Source organism: Archangium sp. (assembly GCF_057119385.1).
In genome coordinates this window covers 1-23,223 of the sequence record NZ_DBNGVP010000069.1, presented here as the reverse complement: position 1 = coordinate 23,223, position 23,223 = coordinate 1, and the positions used below count along the sequence as shown (strand labels likewise).

The 23,223-nt window shown below is 71.4% G+C and carries 20 protein-coding genes; 13 read left to right on the top strand and 7 right to left on the bottom strand.

Going from position 1 to position 23,223, the window contains the following annotated elements; translation table 11 throughout:
* The first annotated feature begins 87 nt into the window (after positions 1 to 87).
* Genes AC16DP_RS16035 through AC16DP_RS16015 form a run of 5 tightly spaced genes read left to right on the top strand, consistent with a single transcriptional unit; the run spans position 88 to position 7,222 of the window.
* Positions 88 to 2,295: a GumC family protein gene (locus AC16DP_RS16035; RefSeq protein WP_483956760.1), complete on the top strand. Its 2,208-nt coding sequence runs from the start codon at positions 88 to 90 to the stop codon at positions 2,293 to 2,295.
* A 12-nt stretch (positions 2,296 to 2,307) separates the two neighbouring features.
* Positions 2,308 to 3,444, top strand: a complete 1,137-nt coding sequence (locus AC16DP_RS16030) for a glycosyltransferase (RefSeq protein ID WP_483956759.1) — start codon at positions 2,308 to 2,310, stop codon at positions 3,442 to 3,444.
* Positions 3,441 to 4,847, top strand: coding sequence for a hypothetical protein (locus AC16DP_RS16025; protein WP_483956758.1), 1,407 nt, complete (start codon positions 3,441 to 3,443; stop codon positions 4,845 to 4,847). Before AC16DP_RS16030 ends, AC16DP_RS16025 begins: the two co-directional genes overlap by 4 nt.
* 30 nt (positions 4,848 to 4,877) lie before the next feature.
* Positions 4,878 to 6,026, top strand: a complete 1,149-nt coding sequence (locus AC16DP_RS16020) for a glycosyltransferase family 4 protein (protein WP_483956757.1) — start codon at positions 4,878 to 4,880, stop codon at positions 6,024 to 6,026.
* Entirely contained in the window at positions 6,023 to 7,222 is a 1,200-nt protein-coding gene (locus AC16DP_RS16015) for a glycosyltransferase family 4 protein (protein WP_483956756.1), read from the top strand. The genes AC16DP_RS16020 and AC16DP_RS16015 overlap by 4 nt, the downstream gene beginning before the upstream one ends.
* On the opposite strand, the gene AC16DP_RS16010 is transcribed toward AC16DP_RS16015, so the two are convergent.
* Genes AC16DP_RS16010 through AC16DP_RS16000 form a run of 3 tightly spaced genes read right to left on the bottom strand, consistent with a single transcriptional unit; the run spans position 7,200 to position 10,773 of the window.
* Positions 7,200 to 8,363, bottom strand: coding sequence for a glycosyltransferase (locus AC16DP_RS16010; RefSeq protein ID WP_483956755.1), 1,164 nt, complete (start codon positions 8,361 to 8,363; stop codon positions 7,200 to 7,202). The genes AC16DP_RS16015 and AC16DP_RS16010 overlap by 23 nt on opposite strands.
* Positions 8,360 to 9,550, bottom strand: a complete 1,191-nt coding sequence (locus AC16DP_RS16005; RefSeq protein WP_483956754.1) for a glycosyltransferase family 4 protein — start codon at positions 9,548 to 9,550, stop codon at positions 8,360 to 8,362. The genes AC16DP_RS16010 and AC16DP_RS16005 overlap by 4 nt, the downstream gene beginning before the upstream one ends.
* Positions 9,547 to 10,773 carry a glycosyltransferase family 4 protein gene (locus AC16DP_RS16000; RefSeq protein WP_483956753.1) on the bottom strand — a complete coding sequence of 409 codons (1,227 nt, stop codon included), beginning with the start codon at positions 10,771 to 10,773 and terminating at the stop codon, positions 9,547 to 9,549. Before AC16DP_RS16000 ends, AC16DP_RS16005 begins: the two co-directional genes overlap by 4 nt.
* Before the next feature lie 174 nt (positions 10,774 to 10,947).
* On the opposite strand from AC16DP_RS16000, the gene AC16DP_RS15995 reads away from it, so the two are divergent.
* Positions 10,948 to 12,474, top strand: coding sequence for a lipopolysaccharide biosynthesis protein (locus tag AC16DP_RS15995; RefSeq protein ID WP_483956752.1), 1,527 nt, complete (start codon positions 10,948 to 10,950; stop codon positions 12,472 to 12,474).
* Positions 12,471 to 13,667 (top strand): glycosyltransferase family 4 protein, encoded by a 1,197-nt coding sequence (locus tag AC16DP_RS15990; RefSeq protein ID WP_483956751.1) that lies wholly within the window; start codon positions 12,471 to 12,473, stop codon positions 13,665 to 13,667. The genes AC16DP_RS15995 and AC16DP_RS15990 overlap by 4 nt, the downstream gene beginning before the upstream one ends.
* Here the strand turns inward: AC16DP_RS15990 and AC16DP_RS15985 are convergent.
* Entirely contained in the window at positions 13,648 to 14,520 is an 873-nt protein-coding gene (locus AC16DP_RS15985) for a class I SAM-dependent methyltransferase (RefSeq protein WP_483956750.1), read from the bottom strand. The genes AC16DP_RS15990 and AC16DP_RS15985 overlap by 20 nt on opposite strands.
* A gap of 123 nt (positions 14,521 to 14,643) precedes the next feature.
* Here AC16DP_RS15985 and AC16DP_RS15980 point away from each other — a divergent pair, with 123 nt between their 5' ends.
* Both AC16DP_RS15980 and AC16DP_RS15975 read left to right on the top strand, forming a co-directional pair.
* The gene (locus AC16DP_RS15980) at positions 14,644 to 15,723 is read left to right on the top strand and encodes a polysaccharide pyruvyl transferase family protein (protein WP_483956749.1); all 1,080 of its coding nucleotides are present in this window, start codon (positions 14,644 to 14,646) and stop codon (positions 15,721 to 15,723) included.
* 42 nt (positions 15,724 to 15,765) lie between these two features.
* Positions 15,766 to 16,626 (top strand): FkbM family methyltransferase, encoded by an 861-nt coding sequence (locus tag AC16DP_RS15975; protein ID WP_483956748.1) that lies wholly within the window; start codon positions 15,766 to 15,768, stop codon positions 16,624 to 16,626.
* Between the two features lie 12 nt (positions 16,627 to 16,638).
* Here the strand turns inward: AC16DP_RS15975 and AC16DP_RS15970 are convergent, their stop codons facing one another.
* Positions 16,639 to 17,832: a glycosyltransferase family 4 protein gene (locus tag AC16DP_RS15970; RefSeq protein ID WP_483956747.1), complete on the bottom strand. Its 1,194-nt coding sequence runs from the start codon at positions 17,830 to 17,832 to the stop codon at positions 16,639 to 16,641.
* Between the two features lie 185 nt (positions 17,833 to 18,017).
* On the opposite strand from AC16DP_RS15970, the gene AC16DP_RS15965 reads away from it, so the two are divergent.
* The 4 genes from AC16DP_RS15965 (at position 18,018) to AC16DP_RS15950 (ending at position 21,675) form a co-directional block, all read left to right on the top strand.
* Positions 18,018 to 19,502, top strand: coding sequence for a glycosyltransferase family 4 protein (locus tag AC16DP_RS15965; protein WP_483956746.1), 1,485 nt, complete (start codon positions 18,018 to 18,020; stop codon positions 19,500 to 19,502).
* Positions 19,499 to 20,536: a nucleotidyltransferase family protein gene (locus AC16DP_RS15960; RefSeq protein ID WP_483956745.1), complete on the top strand. Its 1,038-nt coding sequence runs from the start codon at positions 19,499 to 19,501 to the stop codon at positions 20,534 to 20,536. The genes AC16DP_RS15965 and AC16DP_RS15960 overlap by 4 nt, the downstream gene beginning before the upstream one ends.
* A gap of 107 nt (positions 20,537 to 20,643) precedes the next feature.
* Complete coding sequence (locus tag AC16DP_RS15955; protein ID WP_483956744.1) at positions 20,644 to 21,099, top strand: hypothetical protein; 456 nt, start codon at positions 20,644 to 20,646, stop codon at positions 21,097 to 21,099.
* Positions 21,100 to 21,102: 3 nt separating this feature from the next.
* A complete protein-coding gene (locus tag AC16DP_RS15950) occupies positions 21,103 to 21,675 on the top strand; it encodes a hypothetical protein (protein ID WP_483956743.1) in 573 nt (190 codons plus the stop codon).
* A gap of 91 nt (positions 21,676 to 21,766) precedes the next feature.
* Here the strand turns inward: AC16DP_RS15950 and AC16DP_RS15945 are convergent, their stop codons facing one another.
* Complete coding sequence (locus tag AC16DP_RS15945; RefSeq protein ID WP_483956742.1) at positions 21,767 to 22,393, bottom strand: hypothetical protein; 627 nt, start codon at positions 22,391 to 22,393, stop codon at positions 21,767 to 21,769.
* A 34-nt stretch (positions 22,394 to 22,427) separates the two neighbouring features.
* Positions 22,428 to 22,847, bottom strand: coding sequence for a hypothetical protein (locus AC16DP_RS15940; protein ID WP_483956741.1), 420 nt, complete (start codon positions 22,845 to 22,847; stop codon positions 22,428 to 22,430).
* Positions 22,848 to 23,223: the final 376 nt, after the last annotated feature.

Below are 23,223 nucleotides of genomic sequence, written 5' to 3'. Positions count from 1 at the left end.
TGCACGTGTGCACCGCGTGGCAGGAGGGCTTGCGAGCGAGTCCGCGAAGATTGACCCCCCAGGCTCCCCGGGGCAGTCTGACCCGCTGTGGAAGAGACTTCGAACGAAGCCCCCGACGCCCCCGAGCCGTCGCTGGACGTGATGCAATACGTCCACGCCGTCTGGCGCCGCAAGTGGCTCATCCTCGGCGTCATGGCCGGGGTGATGCTGGTGGGCCTGTTCCACACCCTGCGCCAGCCGAAAATCTACACGGCCAACACCTCGCTCATCATCGACGTCGCCGCGCCCCGGGTGCTGGACACCGAGGTGAAGGAGGTCATGGGCGACGAGCGCGGCAACTACTGGGCGAACAAGGAGTACTACCAGACGCAGAGCGAGGTCATCACCTCGCGCGCGGTGGCCTCCCGCGTGGTGGACCGGCTGGGCCTGCGCAACGACGCGGCCTTCCTCGGGGTGGCGGGCATCCAGGACGAGGAGGCGCGCAAGAAGGCCATGGCCGCGGCCGACCCCGTGTCCATGGTGCGCTCGCGCATCACCGTCATCCCCTCCACCAACTCGCGCGTGGTGCGCATCGCCGTGGAGGACGTGGACCCCAAGCGCGCGGCGCTGCTGGCCAACGAGGTCGCGGACGCCTACATCGCGGAGAACCTCGCCCTCCGTCTGAAGACGACCGAGGGCGCCAGCGTCTGGCTCGAGGAGCGCATGGGCGAGCTGGGCTCGCGCGCCAGCACCAGCGAGCTGGACCTGTACAAGTTCAAGCGCAGCGCGGACGTGCTCTCGCTGTCCGCCCCGGGCAAGGACGGGCAGCAGCAGCCGAGCACGGCGAAGCTGGCCTACGACAGCTACATGGCGGAGCTCATCGCCGTGCGCACGAAGATGGCGGCGCTGCAGGCGCGGGTGGACGCCATGCGCCAGCTGCGCAAGAGCGCGAGCCCCGACGCGGAGCACTGGGCCGAGGGGCTGCCGGAGGCCAACGAGGGCGCCCTGCGCGAGCTGCGCAACAAGGTGCTGGAGCAGCGCACCGGCTGCGTGGAGCTGGCCGAGCGCTACCTGCCGGAGCACCCGAAGATGCAGGAGTGCCAGGGGAAGCTGGCCGTGTTGCAGCAGGAGCTGCGGCGCAGCCTGGAGAACCTGGTGAAGGGCGCGGAGACGCAGCTGGCGGCGGCCCAGGCCAACGAGCGCACGCTGCTGCAGCGGGTGGAGCAGGCGAAGACCGAGGCCTTCGCGCTGACGGAGAAGGAGATCGCCTACCAGAAGCTGCGGCGCGAGGCGGAGAACGACCAGCGGCTGTACGACATGGTCCTCAAGCGCTTCAAGGAGCTGGAGCTGTCGGGCCAGCTGCGCACCAGCAACGTGCGCGTGCTGGACGCGGCGCTGCCCAACCCGGTGCCGGTGCGGCCCAACACGCGCAGCGCCTTCATGCTCTTCTTCCTGCTGGGGCTGATGGGCGGCGTGGCGGTGGCGCTGGGCCTGGAGCTGCTCGACGCGAGCGTGGCCAGCCGCGCGGACGTGGAGGAGCGGCTGGGGCTGGCCTTCATCGGCGCCATGCCTCCCCTGAAGCCCGAGGACGGGGGACCGGCGGACCTGTACATCCACCGCCACCCGCGCTCGCAGGCGGCGGAGATGTGCCGGGCCATCCGCACCAACCTGCTCTTCATGTCGCCGGACAAGCCCTTCCGCACGGTGGTGGTGAGCTCGGCCGGGCCCTCCGAGGGCAAGTCCACCGTCGTCATCAACCTGGGCATGGTGATGGCGCAGACGGGCTCGCGCGTGCTGCTCATGGACACGGACATGCGCCGGCCGCGCCTGCACAAGGCCTTCGGCGTGCCCGACGACAGGGGCGTCAGCTCGCTGGTGGTGGGCGAGGGCTCGCTGGATGGGGCCATCAAGTCCACGGACGTGCCCAACCTCTTCGTGCTGCCCTGCGGGCCGCTGCCGCCCAACCCCGCGGAGCTGCTCCACACGCGCGCCTTCTCCGAGCTGCTCGGCAAGCTGCGCGAGCGCTTCGACTGCGTCCTGCTGGACAGCCCGCCGCTGGGGCCCGTCTCGGACGCGCTCGTCCTCTCCAAACAGACGGACGGCATCCTGCTGGTGCTCAAGGCGGGCACCACCCAGCGCGAGCAGGCGAAGCGGGCCATCCGCGCGCTGCGGGACGTGAAGGCCCGCGTCATCGGCGCCCTGCTCAACCACGCGGACCTCAAGGGCGGCAGGTATGGGCCCGACAGCTACGGCTATGGAGGCTATGGCTACCGGGGCTACGGCAACGAGCGGGACGAGCAGCGCTCCACCTCCTGAGGACGACCGGTGATGAAGGTCCTCCAGCTGGGCAAGTACTACGCACCCTACCGGGGCGGCATGGAGACGCACCTGTCGGGGCTGTGCGAGGAGCTCAAGGGCCGCGTGCAGCTGGAGGTGCTCGTCTCCAACACGGAGCCGCGCACCGTGCGCGAGGTGGTGCACGGCGTGCCCGTCACCCGCTGCGCCGAGCTGGTGAAGGTGGCCTCCACCTCGCTCAACCCCACGCTGCCGCTGGAGCTGTCGCGGCGCCGGTACGAGCTGTTGCACATGCACTTCCCTCACCCCATGGCGGTGATGGGGTACCTGGGCAGTGTGCGGCCGAGGCGGCACGGGCTCGTCATCACCTACCACAGCGACGTGGTGCGCCAGAAACGGCTGCTCAAGGTGTACGGGCCCTTCATGCAGCGGGCGCTGGCGCGCGCGGATGCCATCCTGGTGGGCTCGCCCCACTACGTGGAGACGTCCGAGGCGCTGCGGCCGCACCGCGACCGGTGCCACGTGGTGCCCTTCGGCATCGACGTGTCGAGCTTCGTCCGCACGCCCGCGCGCGAGGCGGCGGCCGCGGCCGTGCGGGCCCGGTACGGTGGGGCCCCGCTGCTGATGGGGGTGGGGCGGCTCGTCTATTACAAGGGCTTCGACCACGCCATCCGCGCGCTGCGCGAGGTGGAGGGCGCGCACCTGCTGCTGGTGGGCGAGGGGCCGCTGCGCGCGGAGCTGGAGGCGCTGGCCCGGGCGTGCGGAGTGGCCGGGCGCGTGCACTTCCTCGGGAACCTGGGGGACGAGGAGCTGCTCGCGCTCTACTTCGCGTGTGATGCCTTCGTGCTCTCCTCCGTCACCCGCGCCGAGGCCTTCGCGCTGGTGCAGCTGGAGGCCCTGGTGTGTGGGCTGCCCGTCATCAACACCGCGCTGGACTCGGGCGTGCCCTTCGTCAGCCGCCACGAGGAGAGTGGCCTCACGGTGCCACCGGGAGACGAGGCGGCGCTGGCCGCGGCCATGCGGCGGATGCTGGCGCACCCGGAGCAACGGAAGGCCTGGGGCGAGGCGGGCCGCGCGCGCGTGCTGGCCGAGTTCACCCAGGCCCGCATGGGCGAGCGTGTGCTCTCCCTCTACCGGGAGGTCCTGGCCGCGCGGAGGGCGAGGGGATGATCGGCCTCCTCCTGACGCTCCTGTCCATCGCCGGGGCGTGGCTGGCCACGCGGCGGAGCCTCGGCCACGGGCTGGGCGCGGTGCTGCTGGTGGGCTACTTCTACGGCATCCTCCGGGCCCGCTTCCCGGATGGGTTCTCGCACTTCATGTTCGACGGCGCCGTGGCGGGCCTCTACGTGGCCATCCTCCTGCGCCGGAAGCGGAAGATGCGCTACGGCCATGATGGCCAGGTGCTGCGGCTCTGGGTGCGCGTGCTGATGGTGTGGCCGCTGTTCACCCTGGTGCTGTCGCCGCTCTTCGACTCGCAGCACTTCTTCATCCAGTTGGTGGGCCTGCGGGTGGCCATTCTGTTGCTGCCATTGATTGCCATGGGCGCGCAGCTGACCGGGGAGGAGGTGGACTCGCTGGGCGAGTGGGTGCTGTGGCTCAACCTCGTGGCCTTCCTCTTCGCCCTGCTGGAGCTGCGCCTGGGGGTGGAGGCGTTCTTCCCGCGCAACGCCGTCACCTATCTGCTCTACATGTCCAACGACGTGGGCGCGGAGCGGGCGCTGCGCATCCCCGCCATCTTCAACACCGGGCACGCGTACGGGGGCACCATGCTGCTGTCGCTGCCGCTGCTGGTGCGCCGCTGGCAGCGCCGGCCCTCCAGCCGCGTCCTCACGGTGGTGGTGCTGGTGGCCAGCCTGCTGGGCATCTTCCTGTGCGCGGCGCGCAGCCCGGTGGTGCAGCTCGTGGGCATCCTCGGGCTGGTGCTGCTCGTCGTGGGCCTGTCGTGGCGGATGCTGGCGAGCATCGGCGCGCTGGCGGTGGTGGTGGGTGTCGTCGTCCTGAGCAACCCCCGCTTCCAGCGCTTCCTCACGCTGGAGGACACCGACTACGTCACCGAGCGCGTGTCCTGGAGCGTGAACACCAGCATGCTCGACGTCCTCACCCAGTACCCGCTGGGCAACGGGCTGGGCAGCGCGGGCGGGACGAGCATCCCCTTCTTCCTGCTGGACCTCGCCAGGCCCCAGCATGGCCTGGAGAACGAGTTCGGCCGCCTCGCGATGGAGCAGGGCCTCATCGGACTGGTGCTGTGGATTCTCTTCCTCGGCTGGCTCTTCACCCGGTTGCCGCCGCGTCGCAAGGGCGGCTCACTCGTGGCCGAGCGGATGATGTGGGCCATGGTGCTGGTGATGTGGGGGACGGCCATGATGGGCACGGGCCTGCTCTCCTCCATTCCGGGCACCGCCCTGCTGCTGTTGTGGATGGGCATCGTCGTGGGAACCCGGCGCCCCGTGCCCGTGGCCCGCGCCGTGGCCGTGAAGCCCTCGCCCGCGGCCCCCTCCAGCAGGCTGGAATCACCGGAAAGGACGGCCGGCGGGCTGTCATCCCTGGTAGACGTCCAGGAGCGTGGCGGGTAGGCAGGGGCGGTTCATCACGCGAGGTAGACGGTGGGGACGTGGCTGCTGGTGACAGGGGACGTGGGGCGGCGCGGCGCCATGGACCGCGCGCATCTCGCGCTGGCCGAGTACCTCTCGCGCCGCGGTGACGAGGTGCATGTGGTGGCCCACTCCGTCTCCGAGGAGCTCCTGTCGTTGGCGGGCACGCACTGGCACGCCGCGCCCAAGCCCGCGGGCTCGGTGGCCCTGGGCTCTCCCGTGTTGGACGCCGTCGGCCGCTTCTGGGCCCGCCGCCTGAGCGCGCGCGGGGCTCGCGTGGTGGTGAACGGTGGCAACTGCCTCTGGGGCGACGTCAACTGGGTGCACTACGTCCACGCGGCGTACACGCCCGACTTCGAGGCCCGGGGCTGGCGCCCGCTCGCCCGGAGGTTCGTCCACGAGGGCTACCTGCGTGCCGAGCGCGCCGCCTTCTCCCGCGCGCGCCTCCTCATCGCCAACTCCCACCGGACGGCGGAGGACCTGCGGCGCCTGGGCGTTCCGGCCGCACGCATCCGCGTCGTCTACTGTGGCATCGAGGGCGAGCGTTTCCGTTCTCCCTCCACCTCCGAGCGCGAGGCGGTGCGCGCCGGGCAGGGCTGGCGTCCGGAGCAGCCGGTGGTGGCCTTCGTGGGCGCGCTCGGGGACAAGCGCAAGGGCTTCGACACCGTCTACAAGGCCTGGGCCGAGCTGCACCGGAGGGGCTCCTGGGATGGGGTGTTGGTGGTGATGGGGAGCGGGGCGGAGCTGCCGGCCTGGCGCGAGCGGGCGCGTGCGGCGGGGCTCTCGTCCATCCAGTTCCTCGGCTTCCGCTCCGACGTGGCGCGCCTGCTGGCCGGGTGCGACGCGCTGGTGGCCCCCACGCGCTACGAGTCCTATGGGCTGGGCGTCGTCGAGGCCCTGTGCACGGGCCTGCCCGCCTTCGTCAGCCGGAGCGCGGGCGTGGCCGAGCGCTACCCGCCCTCGTTGCGCCCGCTGCTGCTGGAGGATCCGGAGGGTGCTTCCGCGCTGGCCGACGCGCTCTCGGGCTGGGCCTCCCGGCGCGAGTCCGTCCGTGCCGAGCTGCCCGCCGTCTCCGGGCTGCTGCGCCGCGAGCACTGGCGGTCCATGGCCGAGCGGTTCGTCTCCTGCGTCGAGAGCGTCCCCCTGGGAGGAATCACGTGAGCGCGTCCGGCTCCGCCGGCCCCCGCCGCCGGCTGGTGTTCATCTGCGAGAGCGGCACCGATGTGCGGCTGGTGACGGGGCTGAAGCAGCGCTTCGAGCTGACATTGTTGCTGCGTCCCGCCTTCGGGCCGCGCACCATCAACTGGAAGGACGAGGGCCCCGAGCCCGTCCGCATCATCGAGGGCCCGGCCGGACGCGTGGCCTTCGCCGCGTTCGCGGGTGCGTGGCTCGTGCGCCACCGCGCGGAATTGGATGCCGTGCTGGCGCAGAACGCGGGCGTGGCCTCCCTGGCCGCCAATGCCTGCCGGGGCCTCACGCGGGTGCCCACCTTCATGCTCATCTGCAGCCCCAACATCGCCTACTTCCACTGCCGCTATGAGCGGGGCGAGCTGGGGCTTCCGGCCTACCTCGCCGGGCGCACGTTGTTGGAGGCGGCGCGCGCCGGCAACGCGCTGCTGGGCCACCGCTACCTCGTCCTCAGTGACTACCTGGGCGGCCAGGTGTCGTACGGGTACCGGGAGAAGGTGCGCGTGGTGCCGCTGTACGGCGTGGACACCTCGCGCTTCCGGCCGGTGCCGCCCGAGGAGAAGCGGCGGCTGCGCGGGAAGCTCGGCCTGCCCGAGGACGGCTTCCTCATCTTCTTCTCCAGCCGCGTGGCTCCGGAGAAGGACACCGAGTCGCTCCTGGAGGCCTGCGCCCTGCTGCGGGCCTCGGGGCGCTCCTTCTGGATGCTCAACCTGAGCGGTGGGCACCAGCGGCTGAAGCAGCTCGCCCTCGAGCGGGGCCTGGGGGCTTGCACCCTCACCCGGGACGCGGTGGACCCCGTGCACGAGCTGCCCGCGTACTACCAGGCCTCGGACGTGTGCGCGCAGGTGTCGCTGGAGGAGGGGCTCGGCTTCTCTCCGCTCGAGGCGCTGGCGTGTGAGGTGCCCGTGGTGGCCACCGCCGTGGGCGGGCTGCGGGAGACGATCCGCGACGGAGAGACGGGCCTCAGCGTTCCGGTGCGCTCACCCCGCGCGCTCGCCGATGCCCTGGCCCGCGTCATGGACGAGCCCGAGCGGTTCCTCGCCCTGGCCCGTCAGGGGCGGCGGATGGTGCGGGAGCGTTTCGAGGCCTCGCGCTGCTTCGATGGCTTCGCCGCGCTGGTCGAGCAGGAGCTTCCTCCGGCCGGAGTCAACGGCTGGAGGACGCCGTGAGCCGCTGGTAGGTGTCGAGGATGATGCGCGCGTGGTTCGTCCAGGAGTAGCCGCACCCGCGGGCGATGCGCTGGCTCCGGGCCGCGCCGGGCTCCGGTGACTCCAGCAGCCCGTGCACCGCCTCCGTCCAGGCGCCGACGTCTCCCACTGGCGCGTAGCGGATGGCGTCTCCGCCCACCTCGCGCAGCACGGGCAGCTCGCTCGCCACCACGGGCGTCCCGCAGGCCAGGGCCTCGATGACGGGCAGCCCGAAGCCCTCGGCCTCGCTCGTCACCAGCACGGCCCGCGCCTTCCGGTACAGCCCCGCGAGCGTCGCCCGGTCCAGCTTCGGCGGTTGGAGCAGCGCGTCCCCGATGCCGAGCCGCGCCACCCGCGCCCGCTGCGCGTCGTCGAGCACCGCGCCCTGCTGCACCAGCCGCAGCTCCGGGTGCTGGCGTCGCAGCGCCGCGAAGACCTCGAAGAGCACGTCCAGGCGCTTGCGCGGAATCCCGCTGCCCACGTGCAACACGTAGGGCCGGCCACCGAGGGGACGCAGCACCTCGTCGCTGGTGTCTCCGGGGACGGGCTCGGGCCCGTATTCGGATGAGACGCCCAGGGGGGCGTGCACCAGCCGCTCCGGAGGCACCACGCCGTGGCGCAGCAACTCGTCGCGCACCGCGAGGGTGCCGTGGAACACCACCGCCGCCCGTTGCAGCCCCTTCAGCGCCGCCCAGGCCATGGCCCGGAACCACGCCGGCCGCGGCTCCCTCCATGGCTCCAGGATGCTGCGGAAGGCATCCAGGTCATGGCAGTACACGCCCGCGCGCCCGGGCGGCAGCGTGTGCACGAGCTGCGCGTACGTGTGGTCCACCACGTGCCAGGCGTCCTGGCCGCGCGTGCGCAGCGCCACCCGGGCCGGGTAGGTGAGGAAGCGCGTCAGCACCCGGTCCACGTTGAGCGCGTCCCGGCGCTCGCGCAGCACGGGCAGCCGCCGCGCCACGGGCACCAGCTTCGGACGCACCGACGTCACCCATACCCGGTCCGCCAGCGGGCCGTGGAACTGCTCGTGCAGCGCCTCGCCCGCGAGGTCCATGCTCGGCCAGCCCTCGTCGAGCGGGTCCATCAGCAACGCCAGACGCAAGGGAATGCCGGTGTCGCTCACGTGTCCTCCACCCCGCGCGCGCGGACGCGGTCCCGCAGCACGTCCAGCGTATGCGCGAGCGAGAAGTTCTCCATGTAGAAATCGGCCGCGCGCCGGCCCAGGGCGGGCCAGGACGCCGGGGTTGACAACAGGGCCTCGGCCGTTTCGAGGACGGAGGCGGCCGTGGGCTCGGGGGCCAGGGCGAGCGCGCCGGAGTCCCGCCAGGGCGCTTCAGTGGCGGGGCCCGCGTTGGACACCAGCGGCATGCCCAGCCCCAACCCCGCCATGGCGCTGCCCCGGCGCGTGCTGAGCCCATCGGGGAAGGGCTGCACCAGCACGTCGCAGGCCTTCAACGTGGCGGCGAGCTCGTCCCCAGGCAGGCCTCCCAGCGCCCGCACGCGTCCGGCGAGCTCCGGGTGGCGGCCCGTGAGGTGCGTGGCGAAGTGCGTGCTGCCCCGGCCCGCCAGCACCACCTGGCGGCGTGCGTCCTGGCGCAGCAGCGCGGGCAGCACCTCCTCCAACAGGCCCGTGATGAGCGCTCCGTACGTGCCCAGGTGGCCGATGAGCACCGTGTCCGGGCCGGGGCGCAGCGCGGCGCGGCGGGACTCCACGGCGCTCGCGGAGGGTTGCGTGGGCAGGTTGCTCGGCACGGGCAGCCATTCGATGGGCACCCGGCGAGGCGGTGCGTGGAGGAGCCTGTTCCACCACGGCGTGGACACGAAGACGCGGTCCGCTCGTGCGAGGACGATCGCCGCCATGGCCCGGGTGACGGCGCCCAGCACGTTGTGGCGCCATGGCAGCTTCCAGCCCCAGGGGAAGCAGACCTCGTGGAAGAACATCCACACCTCGTCCTTCCGGCGCGACGCGAGCCACAGCGCGAAGGGGACGTTCATCGCCTTGTAGCCGAAGGCGTGGGGCACGTACTGCACCACCAGCCGTTTCGGTCCGGGCAGTTGATTCAGCGCGTGCTCCAGCCGTTGCAGGCCGCGCACGGCGTACCCCTCGGGCAACCGGTGCACGGTGACGCCCTCGGGGGCCAGCGTCTCCCGTGGCTCTCCCGGTGCCCAGACATGCACGGTGCGGCCCTCGCGTGCGAGCCCCTCGGCCACCTGCCACGTGTAGTCGCTCACCCCGCCGGGCCGAGGGGGGAACTCGCCGGTGAGCAGGTGCCAGGAGATGCCGGGCGCGTCCGCGTCCCGTCCGCTCATGTCCGCCCTCCCAGCACCCGCGCGTAGACGTCCCGCACCTGCGCGGCGTAGCGCTCGCGGGTGAAGCGGGCGAGCACCGAGCGCCGTGCCTCCTGTCCCAGCCGTGCGCGCAGCTCCGGCTCCCGGACGAGCCGCGCCATCGCCCCGGCGAGCCCCTCCACGTCCCCGGGGGTGAAGGCCAGGGCGTCGTGCCCGGAGCGGACGAGCTCCGCCGCCCCGCCCGCCGCGGACACCACCACCGCCCGGGCGCAGGACATGGCCTCGACGATGGTCATTCCGAAAGGCTCCGGCCGCGTGCTGGCGTGCACCACGCCGTCGAGCGCCCGGTAGATGGGGGCGGGCTCGGACTGGAAGGGGATGAAGCCCACGTGCGCCTCCAGGCCCAGCGCGTACGCGGTGGCGCGCAGCTCCGCCTCCGAATACTGCGAGCCGGGCGTGCGGTACACGGGGCTGCCCACCACGTAGAAGCGCACCGCGTGCGAGGGGTGCAGGGCCCGCAGGCGCGCCGCCGCCTGGAGGAACACCTCCTGTCCCTTCCAGCGCGCGTAGGTGGCCACCAGCCCGAGCCGCACCGTGCCCTCGGGCGCCGGGGGCAGGCCCGCGAGCGTGTCCAACCATCCACCGGGGGCGGGGCCGGGAGAGAAGCGCACCGTGTCCACGCCGTTGTGCACCGGGTGCACGGGGACGTGGCCGAGCACGTGCCGGGCGTCCTCGGCCACTGCTTCCGAGTTGGCGATGGCCGCCGCCGCGCGCACCCCGGCCAGACGCAGCACGCGCCGCAGCAGGGGCCGCTCGCCGAGGAAGTCATGGAGGTGCCACACCACGGGAGCGCCCGGGGCGCAGAGCGCGGAGAGCAGGTGCGTCTTGAGGCCGTTGGAGTGGACGAGCGTGGGGCGGAAGCGCCGCAGGGCGCGTTGCAGGGCGAGCAGGTGGGCCGCCGCGGCCGGGGTGGCGCGGGCCAGCGAGGTGCCGAAGCGCAGGGCGCGTCCGACTCCCGCGCCGCGCAACTGCGAGTCCCCCAGCGAGGCGAGCGCGGCGGACAGGGGCAGGGCGAGCGTCTCCACGCCCAGGGCCCGGGCCTGCTCCGTCAGGGGCCCCTCCGCTCCGGCGATGAGGCCGAGCCAGGGCGCCTCGGGGGCACGGCGCAGACAATCCAGCAGGTCCAGGAGCGTCCGCTCCGCTCCACCCACCACGCCCACCGGACTGAGGAAGAGCCACCGCACCCGGCGCAACCCACCAGAGGTGGACCGGCCGGGTCAAGGCGCCGATTCATCCATGCGGGGTGGGGAACAGGCCCATGGGACAGCCTGGTTGCCCGGGAGGCGGGGGTCCGGCGTCTTTCCAGGTGGAGCGGGAGCACTCCCGGCGCGGGCGATGGCAGGATAGAGCGTTCTTCTATGAGCCGAACACGCCGCTACCTCCGTGGCATGGGGGTGGGTTACGCCTACCAGCTCCTCACCATGGGGGTCGGGCTCTTCCTGACCCGATTCCTGCTGGAGCGTCTCGGTTCCGAGCAGTACGGCCTGTGGATCGTCGGCTTCCAGCTGCTCAACTGGCTGCTGCTGCTGGACGTGGGCGTCATCGCCCTGGTGCCCCGCGAGGTCGCCAGCACCACGGGCCGCGCGGACGGCGCCGAGGCCACGCCGCGGCTGGTGGGCTTCACCCTGCGCCTGGCGTTGATGCAGTCGCTGCTCGTGGGCGCGGCGGCGCTCGGCCTGTGGTGGCTGCTGCCCGCGGACTGGGAGGCCCTGCGCCCGGCCCTCGGCCCCACGCTGCTCGCGTTCGTCCTCCTCTATCCGCTGCGCATGTTGTCCGCGCTCATCGAGGGCCTGCAGGACCTGGCCTGGCTCTCCGGCGCGCAGATGGTGGGCTGGGTGGCGGGTACGGGCACCACGGTGGGGCTGGTGCTGCTCGGCCATGGCGTGGTGTCGCTCGCGTGGGGGTGGATCGTCCAGCAACTGCTCCAGGCGGCGCTGGCGGGCGTGCGGCTCGTGTGGCGCCACCGGCACGTGCTGCCCCGGCGGTTGCCCCGGCTCGAGCGCGCCGAGGTGTTCGGCTGGTTGCACCGGGGCGCGTGGGTCACCGTCAACCAGCTGGCCACCGTGCTCCTCACCGGGACGGACCTGCTGCTGGTGGGCAAGCTGCTCGGCCCCGAGGCCACCGTCGCCTACGCGTGCACGTCCAAGGCGGTGTCCATCCTCATCCACCAGCCGCGCATGCTCGTCAACGCCGCGCTGCCCGGCCTCAGCCAGATGCGCACGGGCGAGTCCCGCGAGCGCCTGCTGCAGGTGTGCACCAGCCTCGTGCAGGCCTCGCTGCTCATCAGCGGCCTGCTCACCACCGGCGTGGTGGCCGCCAATGGCGCCTTCGTGGGCTGGTGGGTGGGTCCGGACAAGTACCTGGGGCTCGGCGTCTCCGGGCTCATCGGCCTCAACATGCTGCTGCGCCACTGGAGCGGTGCCACCGCCATGGCCACCTTCGCCTTCGGGGACGAGCGCCGCATCGCTCTCACCTCGCTGGCCGATGGGGTGGTGGCCCTCGGGGTGGGCGCGGTGGGCCTGTGGCTCTTCGGTTTCATCGGCGCGCCGTTCGGCACGCTCGCGGGCCTGGTGCTGGTGAGCCTCCCGAGCCACCTGCGTGCGCTCGCGCGTCACTCCGGCATTCCCCTGAGGCAGCTGCTCCGGCCGCTCTTCCCCTGGTTCTGGCGCACCGGGGTGACGCTGGTGCTCGCCACGCTGCTGTCGCTCGCGTGGGCCCCGGGGCACCTGGTGGGCTTCCTCACGGTGGGCATCGCCGCCGCGCTGCTGTACGGCTTCCTTGTGGGCCCCGTGGCCTTCGTCGCGCCGCTGGAGTCCTACGTGCGGCCCCGGTGGAACGCCCTCACCGCGCGCCTGTCTCCCTCCAAGCCCTCCGGGACGGTATGAGCCACGGTCTGCGTCTCCTGCTCGTCGCGCGGCACCGCGCCGTGGTGGGCGGGGTGGAGTCCCACCTGCGCACGCTGCTGCCGCTCCTCCAGGCCCGGGGCCACTCGCCCGCGCTCCTCGTCGAGCACGACGCCGCTCCCGGGCAGGCGCGCCTCGACGAGGGGCTCGGCATTCCCGTGTGGAGCACCGCCGCGCTCGGACGCCAGGGCGCGCTCGAGGCCGTGGCGGCGTGGCGGCCCGAGCGCGTCTATCAGCACGGCGTACAGGATCTCCGCCTGGAGGAGGCACTGCTGGAGCGCTACCCGGCGCTGCTCTTCCTCCACGCCTATTACGGCACGTGCATCAGCGGGATGAAGCGGCATGCCTTCCCCCGGCCCGTGCCCTGCGAGCGCGTGCTCGGCCCCGGGTGCCTCGTGCACTACCTGCCGCGCCGCTGTGGTGGACGCAGCCCGCTCACCGCCCTGCGCGAGTACCGCTACCAGCAGCGCCGCCTCGCGCTCGCCCGCCGGTACGGCACGGTGTTGGTGGGCAGCCGGGCCATGCGCGAGGAGTACCTGCGGCACGGGCTCTCCGCCTCGCAGGTGGTGTGCGTGCCGCTCTTCGGGGATGGGGCGCCGGACCCCGGGCCTCCCGCGCCGCGGCCCCTGTCCGGACAGGTGTTGATGGTGGGGCGGCTCACGGAGCTGAAGGGCGGGGTGGAGCTGGTGCGCGCGCTGCCCGGGGCCCGTGCGGCGCTGGGCCGCGAGCTGGAGTTGGTGGTGGCGGGGGATGGGCCGGAGCGCCCGCGCATGGAGTCGGAGGCGGCGGCGCGGCGCGTGCCGGTGCGCTTCGTGGGCTGGGTGGACCGGGCGGAGCGGGAGGCGCTGATGCGGCGGGCGGACCTGCTCGCGGTGCCCAGCGTCTGGCCCGAGCCCTTCGGCATGGTGGGCGTGGAGGCGGGCGGCGTGGGCCTGCCCTCGGTGGCCTTCTCCGTGGGCGGCATCCCCGACTGGTGCGAGCCGGGCGTGTCCGGTGAGCTGGCGCCGGGACACCCGCCCACCTCCGAGGGACTCACGGGCGCCATCGTCCGGGCGCTGTCCGATGCGAGCCACCATGCGCGGCTGCGCGAGGGGGCCTGGCACATGGCCCGGCGCTTCAACGCCGATGCCCACGTGGACGCGCTGTGCGAGCGTCTCAGGGCACCCGGGCGGTGACGAGCATCTGGGTGCACAGCCGCTCGCGCGCGGCGGGCCCCAGGCGCCGCACCCACGTGTCCAGCGCGAGGTACACCCGTCCCAGCGCCGGCCGCGAGGGCAGCAGGCGCACCCCGGCGTGTCCCGAGAGGAAGGGCGTCACCGACAGCTCGATGTCCACCTGGGTGAAGCCGGCCGCGCGGCACAGCCGCTCCAGCTCTCCGGCCGTGTAGAGGAAGAGGTGCCCGTCCGCGTCGGGCTTGAACTGCCGGGACTCGAGCGCGGTGAAGTCCTCCACCTGGGAGTGCGTGGGCAGCTTCGAGCGGAAGTACGCGCCATTGGGCGTCGTCAGCAGCAGCGTCCCACCGGGCCGGAGGAAGCGGCGCAGGTGCGCGAGCATCCGGTCTCCATGCGCCACGTGCTCGATGACCTCGCACGCCAGCACCAGGTCGAACATCCCCAGCCGCTCCGGGTCGAGCGCGAAGAAGTCACCGGCCTCCCAGCGCAGCCGCTCCCCGGTGGTCCACGCGCCGAAGAGCTCCCGCGTGGGCTGCAAATCATTGGCGACGACTTCCCGTCCCTCCTCGTACAGGCACGCCGCGGTGAAGCCGCCTCCCGTGGCGATCTCCAGCACACGCTCCGGCCGCAACGCGTTCGCCTTGCGCAGCGTGTCCAGCACGCGGTAGCGGCCATAGGCCTCGTACGAGGGAGGCCAGGCCGGGTGGTGCTGCCACGGGTCATCCCTCACCACGGGATGGTTCGGGCGGGTGCGTCCCAGGGCCGAGAACCCCCGCTCGCACACCGTCAGGTACACGCGCTCGAACTCTCGCGTCAGCACGCCCAGCAGGTGGTCCCGTGACGTCGGCGTCGTCATGGAGCAAGAACATACCTGCTTCGGTACCCGCCAGGCAGCCGGGGGCTCCCCTCCCGAGCGGCGCGGGGCGCTCATGGCGCTCGCGCGGGCGGAGCGGATATGGCAGGACGGGTCAGCTCCCGTATGCGCTTCCTCGTCACCGCCGTCCGCGACAACGCCAGCGCCGTCCAGCAGCGGCTCGCCGCCCTGTTGGAGGGCCGGCCCCGTCTGGCCTACGTGGGAGGCCACGGCGCCCAGAACCTCGGCGATGACGCGCTCTTCGAGGCCGCGCGACAGGTGCTCGACGGCTACCATGTCGCCACCTTCCGCTTCTCGCCCCAGGAGCGGCGGCTGGCGCGTCTGGGGTTGTCCGGCGCGCGGTACTTCCAGCAGTTCATCCTCGGCGGGGGGACGTTCATCAACGCGTACGGGCTGCCCGTGGCGCGGACCGCGCTGGAGCTGGGGCTGCCCGCATGGACGCTGGGCACGGGGGTGGGCAGTGCCGGCTTCCACATGAAGGCCCGGCCGGAGCTGCTGGAGTGGCGCGCGCTGCTGCGGGACTTCCGGGCCGTGGGCGTGCGAGGCCCGATCTCGAAGGCCGCGCTCGACGAGCTGGGTGTTCCCAACGTGGAGGTGATTGGAGATCTCGCCCTGGTGTCCACGCGCGAGCGCGCCGAGCCACCCGCGCTCCCGCGCCGGTTCGCCGTCAACATCATCTACACGACGCCCGGCGAGCGCGAGGGCTACCCGGACGAGCGGCTGGAGGGGCTGGAGCGCGCCATCCGGCACTTCGTGGCCCAGGGCTGGGAGCCCGTCTTCGTGGCCATGCACGCGTGGGATGTGCACAGCCTGCGCCGGCTCGCGGCCAGGGCCGGACTGGAGGACGCCGTCATCCACGAGCCCCGGACGGGCGAGGCATACATGCGGCTCGTCGCTCCGTGCACGCTCACGCTCGCGGTCCGGCTGCACGCCGCGGTGCTCTCGTGCTGCGCGGGGACGCCGGTGCTCATGCTGGGCTACCGGGAGAAGTGCCTCGACTTCATGGCCTCGTTGGGGCTGGAGCACTGGCACGTGGACCTGACCGTGCCGGAGCAGGACATCTTCTCTCGCGCGTTGGAGCTGGCCGGGCAGGCGGATGGGCTGCGGGAGCCCCTCCTCGCGCGGGCCCGGGAACGGCAGCGGAGCATCCAGGAATACGTTCGCAAGCTGCTCACTCGTCCTTGAGGTGGCTTGAGCCCTCCGGGGTGGAGGCCTATAAGCCGCCTCATGCGGATGCCCTGGTGGATGAAGGCGCTCCAGCGCCGGGTGGTGATTCCCGTCCTGTCCCGGACGCGCCCCGAGGTGCGGGTCCGGGTCCACGACTTCCAGATGAAGGTGGACCTCCGGGATGAGATCGTCGGCACCCTGCTCTACGTCGAGGGGGACTACGAGCCCGAGTTCCGCCGCCTGCTGGAGCACCTGGAGCTGGAAGGCGGGGTGTGCCTGGACATCGGCGCCAACATCGGCCTGCACACGCTGACGCTGAGCCGGCGGGTGGGGCCGCGAGGCAAGGTCATCGCCTTCGAGCCGGAGCAGCACAACCACGAGCTGCTGCGGGAGAACCTGCGCCTCAACCACGTGGAGAACGTGGACGCGCGCCGCATGGCGGTGGGGGACCGGATGGGCTCGGTGCGCATGGCGCTCCACCCCTACAACTACGGGGACCATCGCGTGGTGGGGGAGGGCGGCGCGGGGCAGGAGGTGCCGCTCACCACCGTGGACGAGGCCGTCCAGGACCTCCCCGATGGAGCCATCCGCCTGGTGAAGATCGACGTCCAGGGCTACGAGCACAACGTGCTCCTCGGCATGCGGCGGACGGTGGAGCGCAATCCCGGCCTGGTGCTCCTCCTCGAGGTGTTTCCCGAGGCGCTCCAGCAGGCGGGCTCCTCCGCCTCGAAGCTGGTGCGGACGCTGGTGGACATGGGCTTCGACGGTTGGGAGCTCCACGAGCGCCGGTTGATTCCCCTGGGCCAGCCGTGGATCTACGACCAGATGTGGAACAGCTGCGAGGCGAACCTCGTGCTCTCGCGCGACACCGAGCGGCTGAAGCAGGTGGTGGGCCAGAGCTTCGGCCGCACGCTGCCCTGAGACGTGCTCCGCTCAGGACGTGACGGACTCGAACCACGTGCGCAGCCGGGCCAGCGGGTCCGCCGCCACGTGGGCCTCGACGGCGGCGCGTGCCTGCTCACCCATGCGCGGCAGCTCGGCGCGGCGGCGGAGCGCATCCTCCAGCGCCGAGGCGAGTGCCTGGGGCTCGCCCGCGCGAACGACCCAGCCCGTGCGGCCGGGCTCGACCCACGCGGCGGCGCCACACTGGTCCGTCACGACGACGGGCAGCCCGCACGCCATGGCCTCGCCCACCACGAGCCCGAAGCCGTCCTCCAGCGAGGGCAGCACGAAGAGCTCGGAGCGCTGGTAGACGGGGCGCGGGTCTCCTGGCATCGCCTCCACCTGGAGGCCCTGGCGCTCGCGCTGGAAGAGCCGCCGGGACACACGGTCTCCCGTGGCGCCCACGATGTGGAGGTGGACGCGCCCGGGGCCCACCTGGCGCACCGCGCGCAGCAGGTGGTGGAAGCCCTTGCGCACGTCCAGCGAGCCGACGAAGCACACGCGCAACGGCCCCTCGGCGCCAGGCCGCGTGGCCGGCGGCTGGAAGTGCTCCAGGTCGATGGGCAGCTCGATGACGGAGACCTTTCCGCCAGGCACTCCGCGGCGGACGAGGGAGTCGCGGGACCAGGGCGAGGAGACGCGGATGGCGTGGGCGAGCGCGTATTCGCGCTGGATGCGGCGCACGGCCGCGGGGGTGGGGTGTCCCAGGTGGGGGCGGCGGGCCTGGCGCCACGTCTCGCGGACGTAGACGTCCCGGAAGCCGGCGATGTGTCCGTTGGGGTTGTCGACGACGCAGGGCACGCCCGCGCGCCGGGCCCACTCGAGGGACTCGAGCCCCACCTGCGTGAAGGTGTACAGCCGCGAGGGCCGCAGGTGCTCCAGGCGGGCCGCGGCCCACTGTCCGAGGTGCTCGTCCAGGTGGAGTTGGAGTGCACCGGTGAGCCAGCGGTAGGGCGTCCAGCGCCGCACCGCCGCGAGCAGGGAGCGCGGAGGCGTGTGCCAGACGATGCCCGGGAGCGAGGCCAACCGGGCGTCGGTGGGAGGCGGCCCGAGCACATGCAGCGGCGTGCTCGAGCCGGAGAGCGCGCGCAGCAGGGAGGCGGCGTGGACGCCCATGCCTCCCGCGCCCGCCGCGGCACCGCTGACGAGGGCGGTGCCCGGTGTGTGTGTGCTTCCGCCGTGCATCCGTTCCCCTTACCCAATTCCACTCCGGTGCGACAGGACGGGGACGCGCGGTACGCGTCGGGGGGCGCGTCTGTTGGCTGCTGGCTTCTCCGGCAGGCAGGCAACAGAAGGGCGGCACCGGGGTACATTGACGCTCCGCGCCAGCCCCGCCACCATGCGCGCCCCCTGGGGATGGAGGTCGAGAGTTGATTACCTATCTGGTGGCCTTCCTCGTCGCGCTGATGGTGGCGCTGGTGCTGACGCTGGTGGTGCGCAACCGCGCGTTGGCGTGGGGTCTGCTGGACCAGGCCAACTCCAGCCGCAAGGTGCACGTGCGGCCCATTCCCCGCCTGGGCGGTATTGGAATCGTCGGTGGCTTCTTCGCGCCCCTGTGCGCGCTCTTCCTGGTGGACTCGGGGGTGGGCCTCCACTTCCGCTTCCACGAGGAGCTGGTGTGGGGCCTGTTCGCGGGCGGGCTGGGCATCGCGGCGCTGGGCCTCTACGACGACCTGCGCGGCGCGGGCGCGAAGCTGAAGTTCAGCGTGCAGCTGGCGTTGGCCCTGGGCCTGTACGCGCTCGGCTTCCGCATCGAGCTGATCGCCAACCCCTTCGGGCCGCCGGTGCCGCTGGGGCTGCTGAGCCTGCCCTTCACGGTGCTGTGGGTGGTGGGCGTCATCAACGCGCTCAACCTGATTGACGGGCTGGACGGGCTGGCGGGCGGGGTGGCCTTCTTCGGAGTGGGCACCAACTTCATCCTCGCGCTGAGCCGGGGCGACGTGCTGCTGTGCCTGGTGATGGCGGCGCTGGCGGGGGCCATCCTTGGCTTCCTCGTGTTCAACTTCAACCCGGCCTCCATCTTCATGGGGGACACGGGCAGCATGTTCCTGGGCTTCGTGCTGGCGGCCGTCTCCATCAAGACGAGCGCCAAGAGTGGCACGGCGGTGGCCATGCTGGTGCCGGTGATGGCGCTGGGGCTGCCCATCATGGACACGCTGCTCGCCATGGTGCGGCGCACGGTGCTCGGCCGGCCCATGTTCAGCGCGGACCGCGAGCACATCCACCACCGGATGATGAGCCGCCTGGTGCTCAGCCACCGCGCGGCGGTGCTGGTGCTCTACGGCCTGTGCGCGCTCTTCATGCTGACGGCGCTCGGCCTGCACTGGGCCAACACCGCGCAGAGCGCCATGCTGCTGACGGGCATGGCGGTGGTGGTGGCGGTGCTGATGCGCAAGCTGGGCTACCTGGACCTGCGGCACGCGGGTGACATGGGCGCGGCGCGGCGCAAGAACATCCGCCTGCGCTCGCTGGTGAAGGACGTGACGGACGCGGTGCGCGCCAGCGAAGGCGTGAAGGACATCTGGGACGCGGTGCGCCCGCTGGCGGACGCGCTCGATGCCTCCCGGCTGGAGCTGCGGCTGGAGCGCCAGCGCGAGGGCAACCGGGAGGGCCTGACCTTCGAGACGCAGCGGCCCGCGGGCTCGGCGCTGCCGCTGGAGGTGGCCCAGGAGGTGAAGAGCGGGGAGGAGACGCTCGGCCGCCTCGCGATTGCCTGGAGTGATGGGCGCTCGGAGATCAACCGCGACGAGGAGCTGGCGTTGGAGCTGGTGGCGGACGCGGTGGGAGACCGGGCGGCGAAGCTGCTGGCGCGGGCGGATGCGGATCCGCAGCGCGTGGTGGCGCTGCGCCGGTGAGTGGCGAGGGCGCAGGGGCGCTGCTGGAGGTGCTCCGGGCCTGGCCCGAGGCGCCGCGTGGCGCCGTGCCCCCGGACGTGGAGGCCCTGGTGCACGCGGCGGCGCGGCATGGGCTCGCGGGCTTCGTCCAGCACGCGTTGGGGCGCTCGGAGTGGACGCTGGACGAGCCGGTGCGCACGAACCTGCGCCGCGAGGCCCTGGCGCAGGCGGCCCGGGGCATGCGGGTGAAGGCGCTGCTGGTGCGGAGCCTGGATGCGCTGGCCGCGGTGGGCGTGGTGCCGGTGCTGCTCAAGGGGTACGGGCTGGGGCTGCGCCTGTACCCGGAGCCGCTGCAGCGGGCCACCACGGACGTGGACCTGCTGGTGGCGGACGCGGAGGTGGACGCGGCGTCGGGCGCCCTGGTGGGACTGGGATTGAGGCCGCTCGGCGAGGCGGCGGCGGCACATGCGCGGGAGCACGAGCACCACCTGACGTTCACGGGCGCGGCGGGGATGGTGGAGCTGCACTTCCGCGCGCTGGTGGGGTACGGCCAGACGCTGGAGGCGGAGGTGCTGCTGGCGCGAGCGGAGGAGGGGGTGCTGGAGGGCCGGCGCGTGCGCTACCTGCGCGCGGAGGACGAGCTCGTGTACCTCGCCATCCACGCGAGCAACCACCTGTTGCAGCGGCTGGCGTGGCTCTTTGATTTGAAGCTCCGGGTGCTGGCGAGCCCGGAGCTGGACTGGAAACGGGTGGTGGAGGTGGCGAGGGGGACGGCCTTCCCGCACCTGGCCTGGTACGCGCTGGAGGCGGCGCGAAGGCTGACGGGGGCCGTGGTGCCGGAGGAGGTGCTGACGGCGCTGGCTCCCCCCGTGTGGCAGCGGCGGATGGCGGCGCGCTTCTTCACCGCCGGGCGGCTGCTGGAGACGGAGTTGATGAACCACAAGCCGGCGTGGGTGGCGGCCAAGTTGCTGCTCGCGCCCCGGTTGCTGCCCATGGCGCGCTACATCCTGCGCCGGCTGCGGGACGACGGGCTCCCGGCACTGCGCTCGCGATGATGCCCGGCCTGCTTCATCCAACGCATCCCATATTCCGCACTGAACACGGCGGATGGAATATGGGATTTCCCATCGACGCATGAGTGATGGCGTGGGACCGTGTCGGGATGGATTCCGTGAACGCATCCATGCCTCTTGCGTGGCTCCGTCTGAGCGTCCTGGTGCTTCCGTTCCTGCTGGGATGTGGCACGCAACTCAAGTTCGCCACGGTCATACCCAGAGACGGGACAGGGCAGAGCGGTTGGCAGGCGGCATGTCTCGAGGCGAACGTGCAGAACATGACGACGGGAGATTCCGCCGTGTGTGCACTCACCATTGGGATGCCCGTCGAGACCCGGGACAACGGCTACATCGCTTCCTGGGAAGCGGCGGAAATCGCCGCGGAATGCATCAACAGGGCTTCGGATCTTGTCATCCGGCCAGCCCCTCCTGAAAGTCCCGCTGCTCTCGTGTGCAGGAGTTTCAAGGACACATTCCTCGAGATTCTGAATGAGAGCGTTCGTGGTTCCCGTGTCGAGATTGGATGTAGACCGGGCATTCCCGTGACACGGATTGGTTTCTGAGTCATGAAATTCTCAGCCGAACAACTGCTGGCCATCGTGCGCAACTACTGGCCTTCGGAGGATCCGGACGTCTCCTGTGGGCGCGAGCGGACTCCAGAGCGTGAGAGGTTCGATGAACTCTGGATGCGGGAGCTACAGAAGATCGACCTGTGGCGGGCTTTTCTCGACTCTTTTCGCGCGGAGCTGCCTGGTTTCACCCTGTCAGACATCACGGCCCCGGTTGATGCTTGCTTCCGATGTGGTGCGTACTCGGAAGAAGCCCGTCAACAGACCCGGCGCGAGTGGGTCGTCGTCGGGTGTCTCAGCATTCTGGTTCCCGTCTACACAGTCTACGGTGTGCAATACACTTACGATGGCAAGCAGCGGCGCCACCAGGTCTTCTTTGAGCCGCTTCCGCCCGCAATGCGGGCTCCCGCGGAGATCATCGCGAGCAGAATCGAGGCAAGGTTCGAAGCCAGCGCACTTCCGCGCGAACTCGCCGAGACGCCCATTCCTCTCTACGTGGAGCCTCGGAAGCCGCCGGACACGGCCCTTTTTCATGCGCTGTTCATCGGTGACCCAGAACGGGTGCCTTGAACCGATGAGGAAGCGCCGGGCCGGGCTGTTACCGCCTGCTCCGAGCCTGGCCGAGGCGCCACGTGGTACGGCACTGCGCTCGAGGTGAGCACTACGGATGGAGGGCCGCCTGTGAAATGGCCCCATCCCGGTTCACCCTGCCAATGATGACGAATCGATCATCGCGCTGGCTGGTGATGAGCCGCCTGAAATGATCATAGCCGTAGACCACACAGGTTCCAGGCTCTTCCAGGTTGAAGACCAATAAATCCCTATCGTGGGGCTCCAGGGTCGTTTGATTGAGGAAGCTCGTGGGCTGCCAGGGTGATGCCGGCCGCTCGGACGCGAGAGGCCTGGAACCGCCCAGGGAAACCACCTCCCGGGTGTTGACCGGGTCGAGCAGGTTCCTGGGGAGGGCACAGCTCCGCTGCTCCCCCTCCTGTGTACCGGCCATGGCGCTCACGGTGCTGATGAAGAACGCCCTGTCTTCCGGCGAGTAGAAATACCCCGCGCAGTAACCAGAAGGGCGCGCGTCTTCTCTCGAGGCGGAAGCGTGCGAAGCCATCAGGCGGCTACAGGTCTTCTCGACCAATCGCTCGAAGGTCGCGTGGGGACCGGCCAGCCCCCCTTCATAGCGGATGGCCCCCTCCGGCGACCGCCGGGCCCGGACCTCGAGATTCGCACTGGCACAACCCCAGACCGTGGTGACGGCCAGCGACGCAAGCAGTGCTCTTTTCATCACGTGTCGTCCTCTCTTTCCGCTCGTGGGCGGTTCAGAAATCGCGTGCGAGAATCCTGCCCTTGCCATCAATGGCATAGGTCGCTCCCGCGTCGGGAACGATGAGCCCGGGGCCACACTTGCGCAGGTCGGGTGTGAACTCGACGAAGAACAAGTCGTCACTGGCTTGGAGGACGCGCACGTTGATGTAGTCCCAACGGGCCAGGCAGCGATCCGGGAGTGGCAAGGTCTCGGGATTGAGGCCGGGTGGCCGGTACTCGTCCATCGCCACCTTCAGGGCCGCCATCATGGGGCCGGTGAACTGGACGCCCTTTTCCAGGGACGAGGGGAACTCCACGGCGCTTGCCTGCTCCGGAGGCGCCCACGAGGCCTTGGTATGTTTGTAATAGCCGAAGTAGCTGCACCCTGTCAGGAGCCCAGCGCAGCAGAGCGCGACGGGGGTGATTGCTCTCATAGGTCTCGTCCTGTGAATCCGGGGAGGCATCAGGGCAACCAATCCTTTCCCTCGAACATCTTCAGGTCGCCAGCGTCGTTGTAGACTTGGCCGATGGGAACCCATTGCTTGTCGCGCAAGGCCGAAACCGTGCGCGTGTAGTTGTGGTAGAGCCTCCAGGTCTCGAGACGGGACATGTGGGGGACGGGCGCGGGTCGGCCAGTGGAAGGTCTAATCAAGAGCTTCGGTCACCAGTGTAACCGGAAAATACACCCTACTTTCCGCACATCGAGGAGCTGATTTCCCATGGATTTTCGACTCATGATTTTCGCGGCACCTCTTGAATCCCTGTGAAGTAGCGGGACGGTGGCATTCCGAGCATCTGGAGGATGACGGC

Bases quoted from the DNA above. Each gene is read 5' to 3' on its own strand.
- AC16DP_RS15995 (WP_483956752.1), top strand. From the start codon at position 10,948: ATGAGCCGAACACGCCGCTACCTCCGTGGCATGGGGGTGGGTTACGCC.
- AC16DP_RS15970 (WP_483956747.1), bottom strand. From the start codon at position 17,832: ATGCACGGCGGAAGCACACACACACCGGGCACCGCCCTCGTCAGCGGT.
- AC16DP_RS15985 (WP_483956750.1), bottom strand. From the start codon at position 14,520: ATGACGACGCCGACGTCACGGGACCACCTGCTGGGCGTGCTGACGCGA.
- AC16DP_RS15980 (WP_483956749.1), top strand. From the start codon at position 14,644: ATGCGCTTCCTCGTCACCGCCGTCCGCGACAACGCCAGCGCCGTCCAG.
- AC16DP_RS15945 (WP_483956742.1), bottom strand. From the start codon at position 22,393: ATGAAAAGAGCACTGCTTGCGTCGCTGGCCGTCACCACGGTCTGGGGT.
- AC16DP_RS15950 (WP_483956743.1), top strand. From the start codon at position 21,103: ATGAAATTCTCAGCCGAACAACTGCTGGCCATCGTGCGCAACTACTGG.
- AC16DP_RS15990 (WP_483956751.1), top strand. From the start codon at position 12,471: ATGAGCCACGGTCTGCGTCTCCTGCTCGTCGCGCGGCACCGCGCCGTG.
- AC16DP_RS16005 (WP_483956754.1), bottom strand. From the start codon at position 9,550: ATGAGCGGACGGGACGCGGACGCGCCCGGCATCTCCTGGCACCTGCTC.
- AC16DP_RS15940 (WP_483956741.1), bottom strand. From the start codon at position 22,847: ATGAGAGCAATCACCCCCGTCGCGCTCTGCTGCGCTGGGCTCCTGACA.
- AC16DP_RS15955 (WP_483956744.1), top strand. From the start codon at position 20,644: ATGGATTCCGTGAACGCATCCATGCCTCTTGCGTGGCTCCGTCTGAGC.
- AC16DP_RS16030 (WP_483956759.1), top strand. From the start codon at position 2,308: ATGAAGGTCCTCCAGCTGGGCAAGTACTACGCACCCTACCGGGGCGGC.
- AC16DP_RS15975 (WP_483956748.1), top strand. From the start codon at position 15,766: ATGCGGATGCCCTGGTGGATGAAGGCGCTCCAGCGCCGGGTGGTGATT.
- AC16DP_RS16025 (WP_483956758.1), top strand. From the start codon at position 3,441: ATGATCGGCCTCCTCCTGACGCTCCTGTCCATCGCCGGGGCGTGGCTG.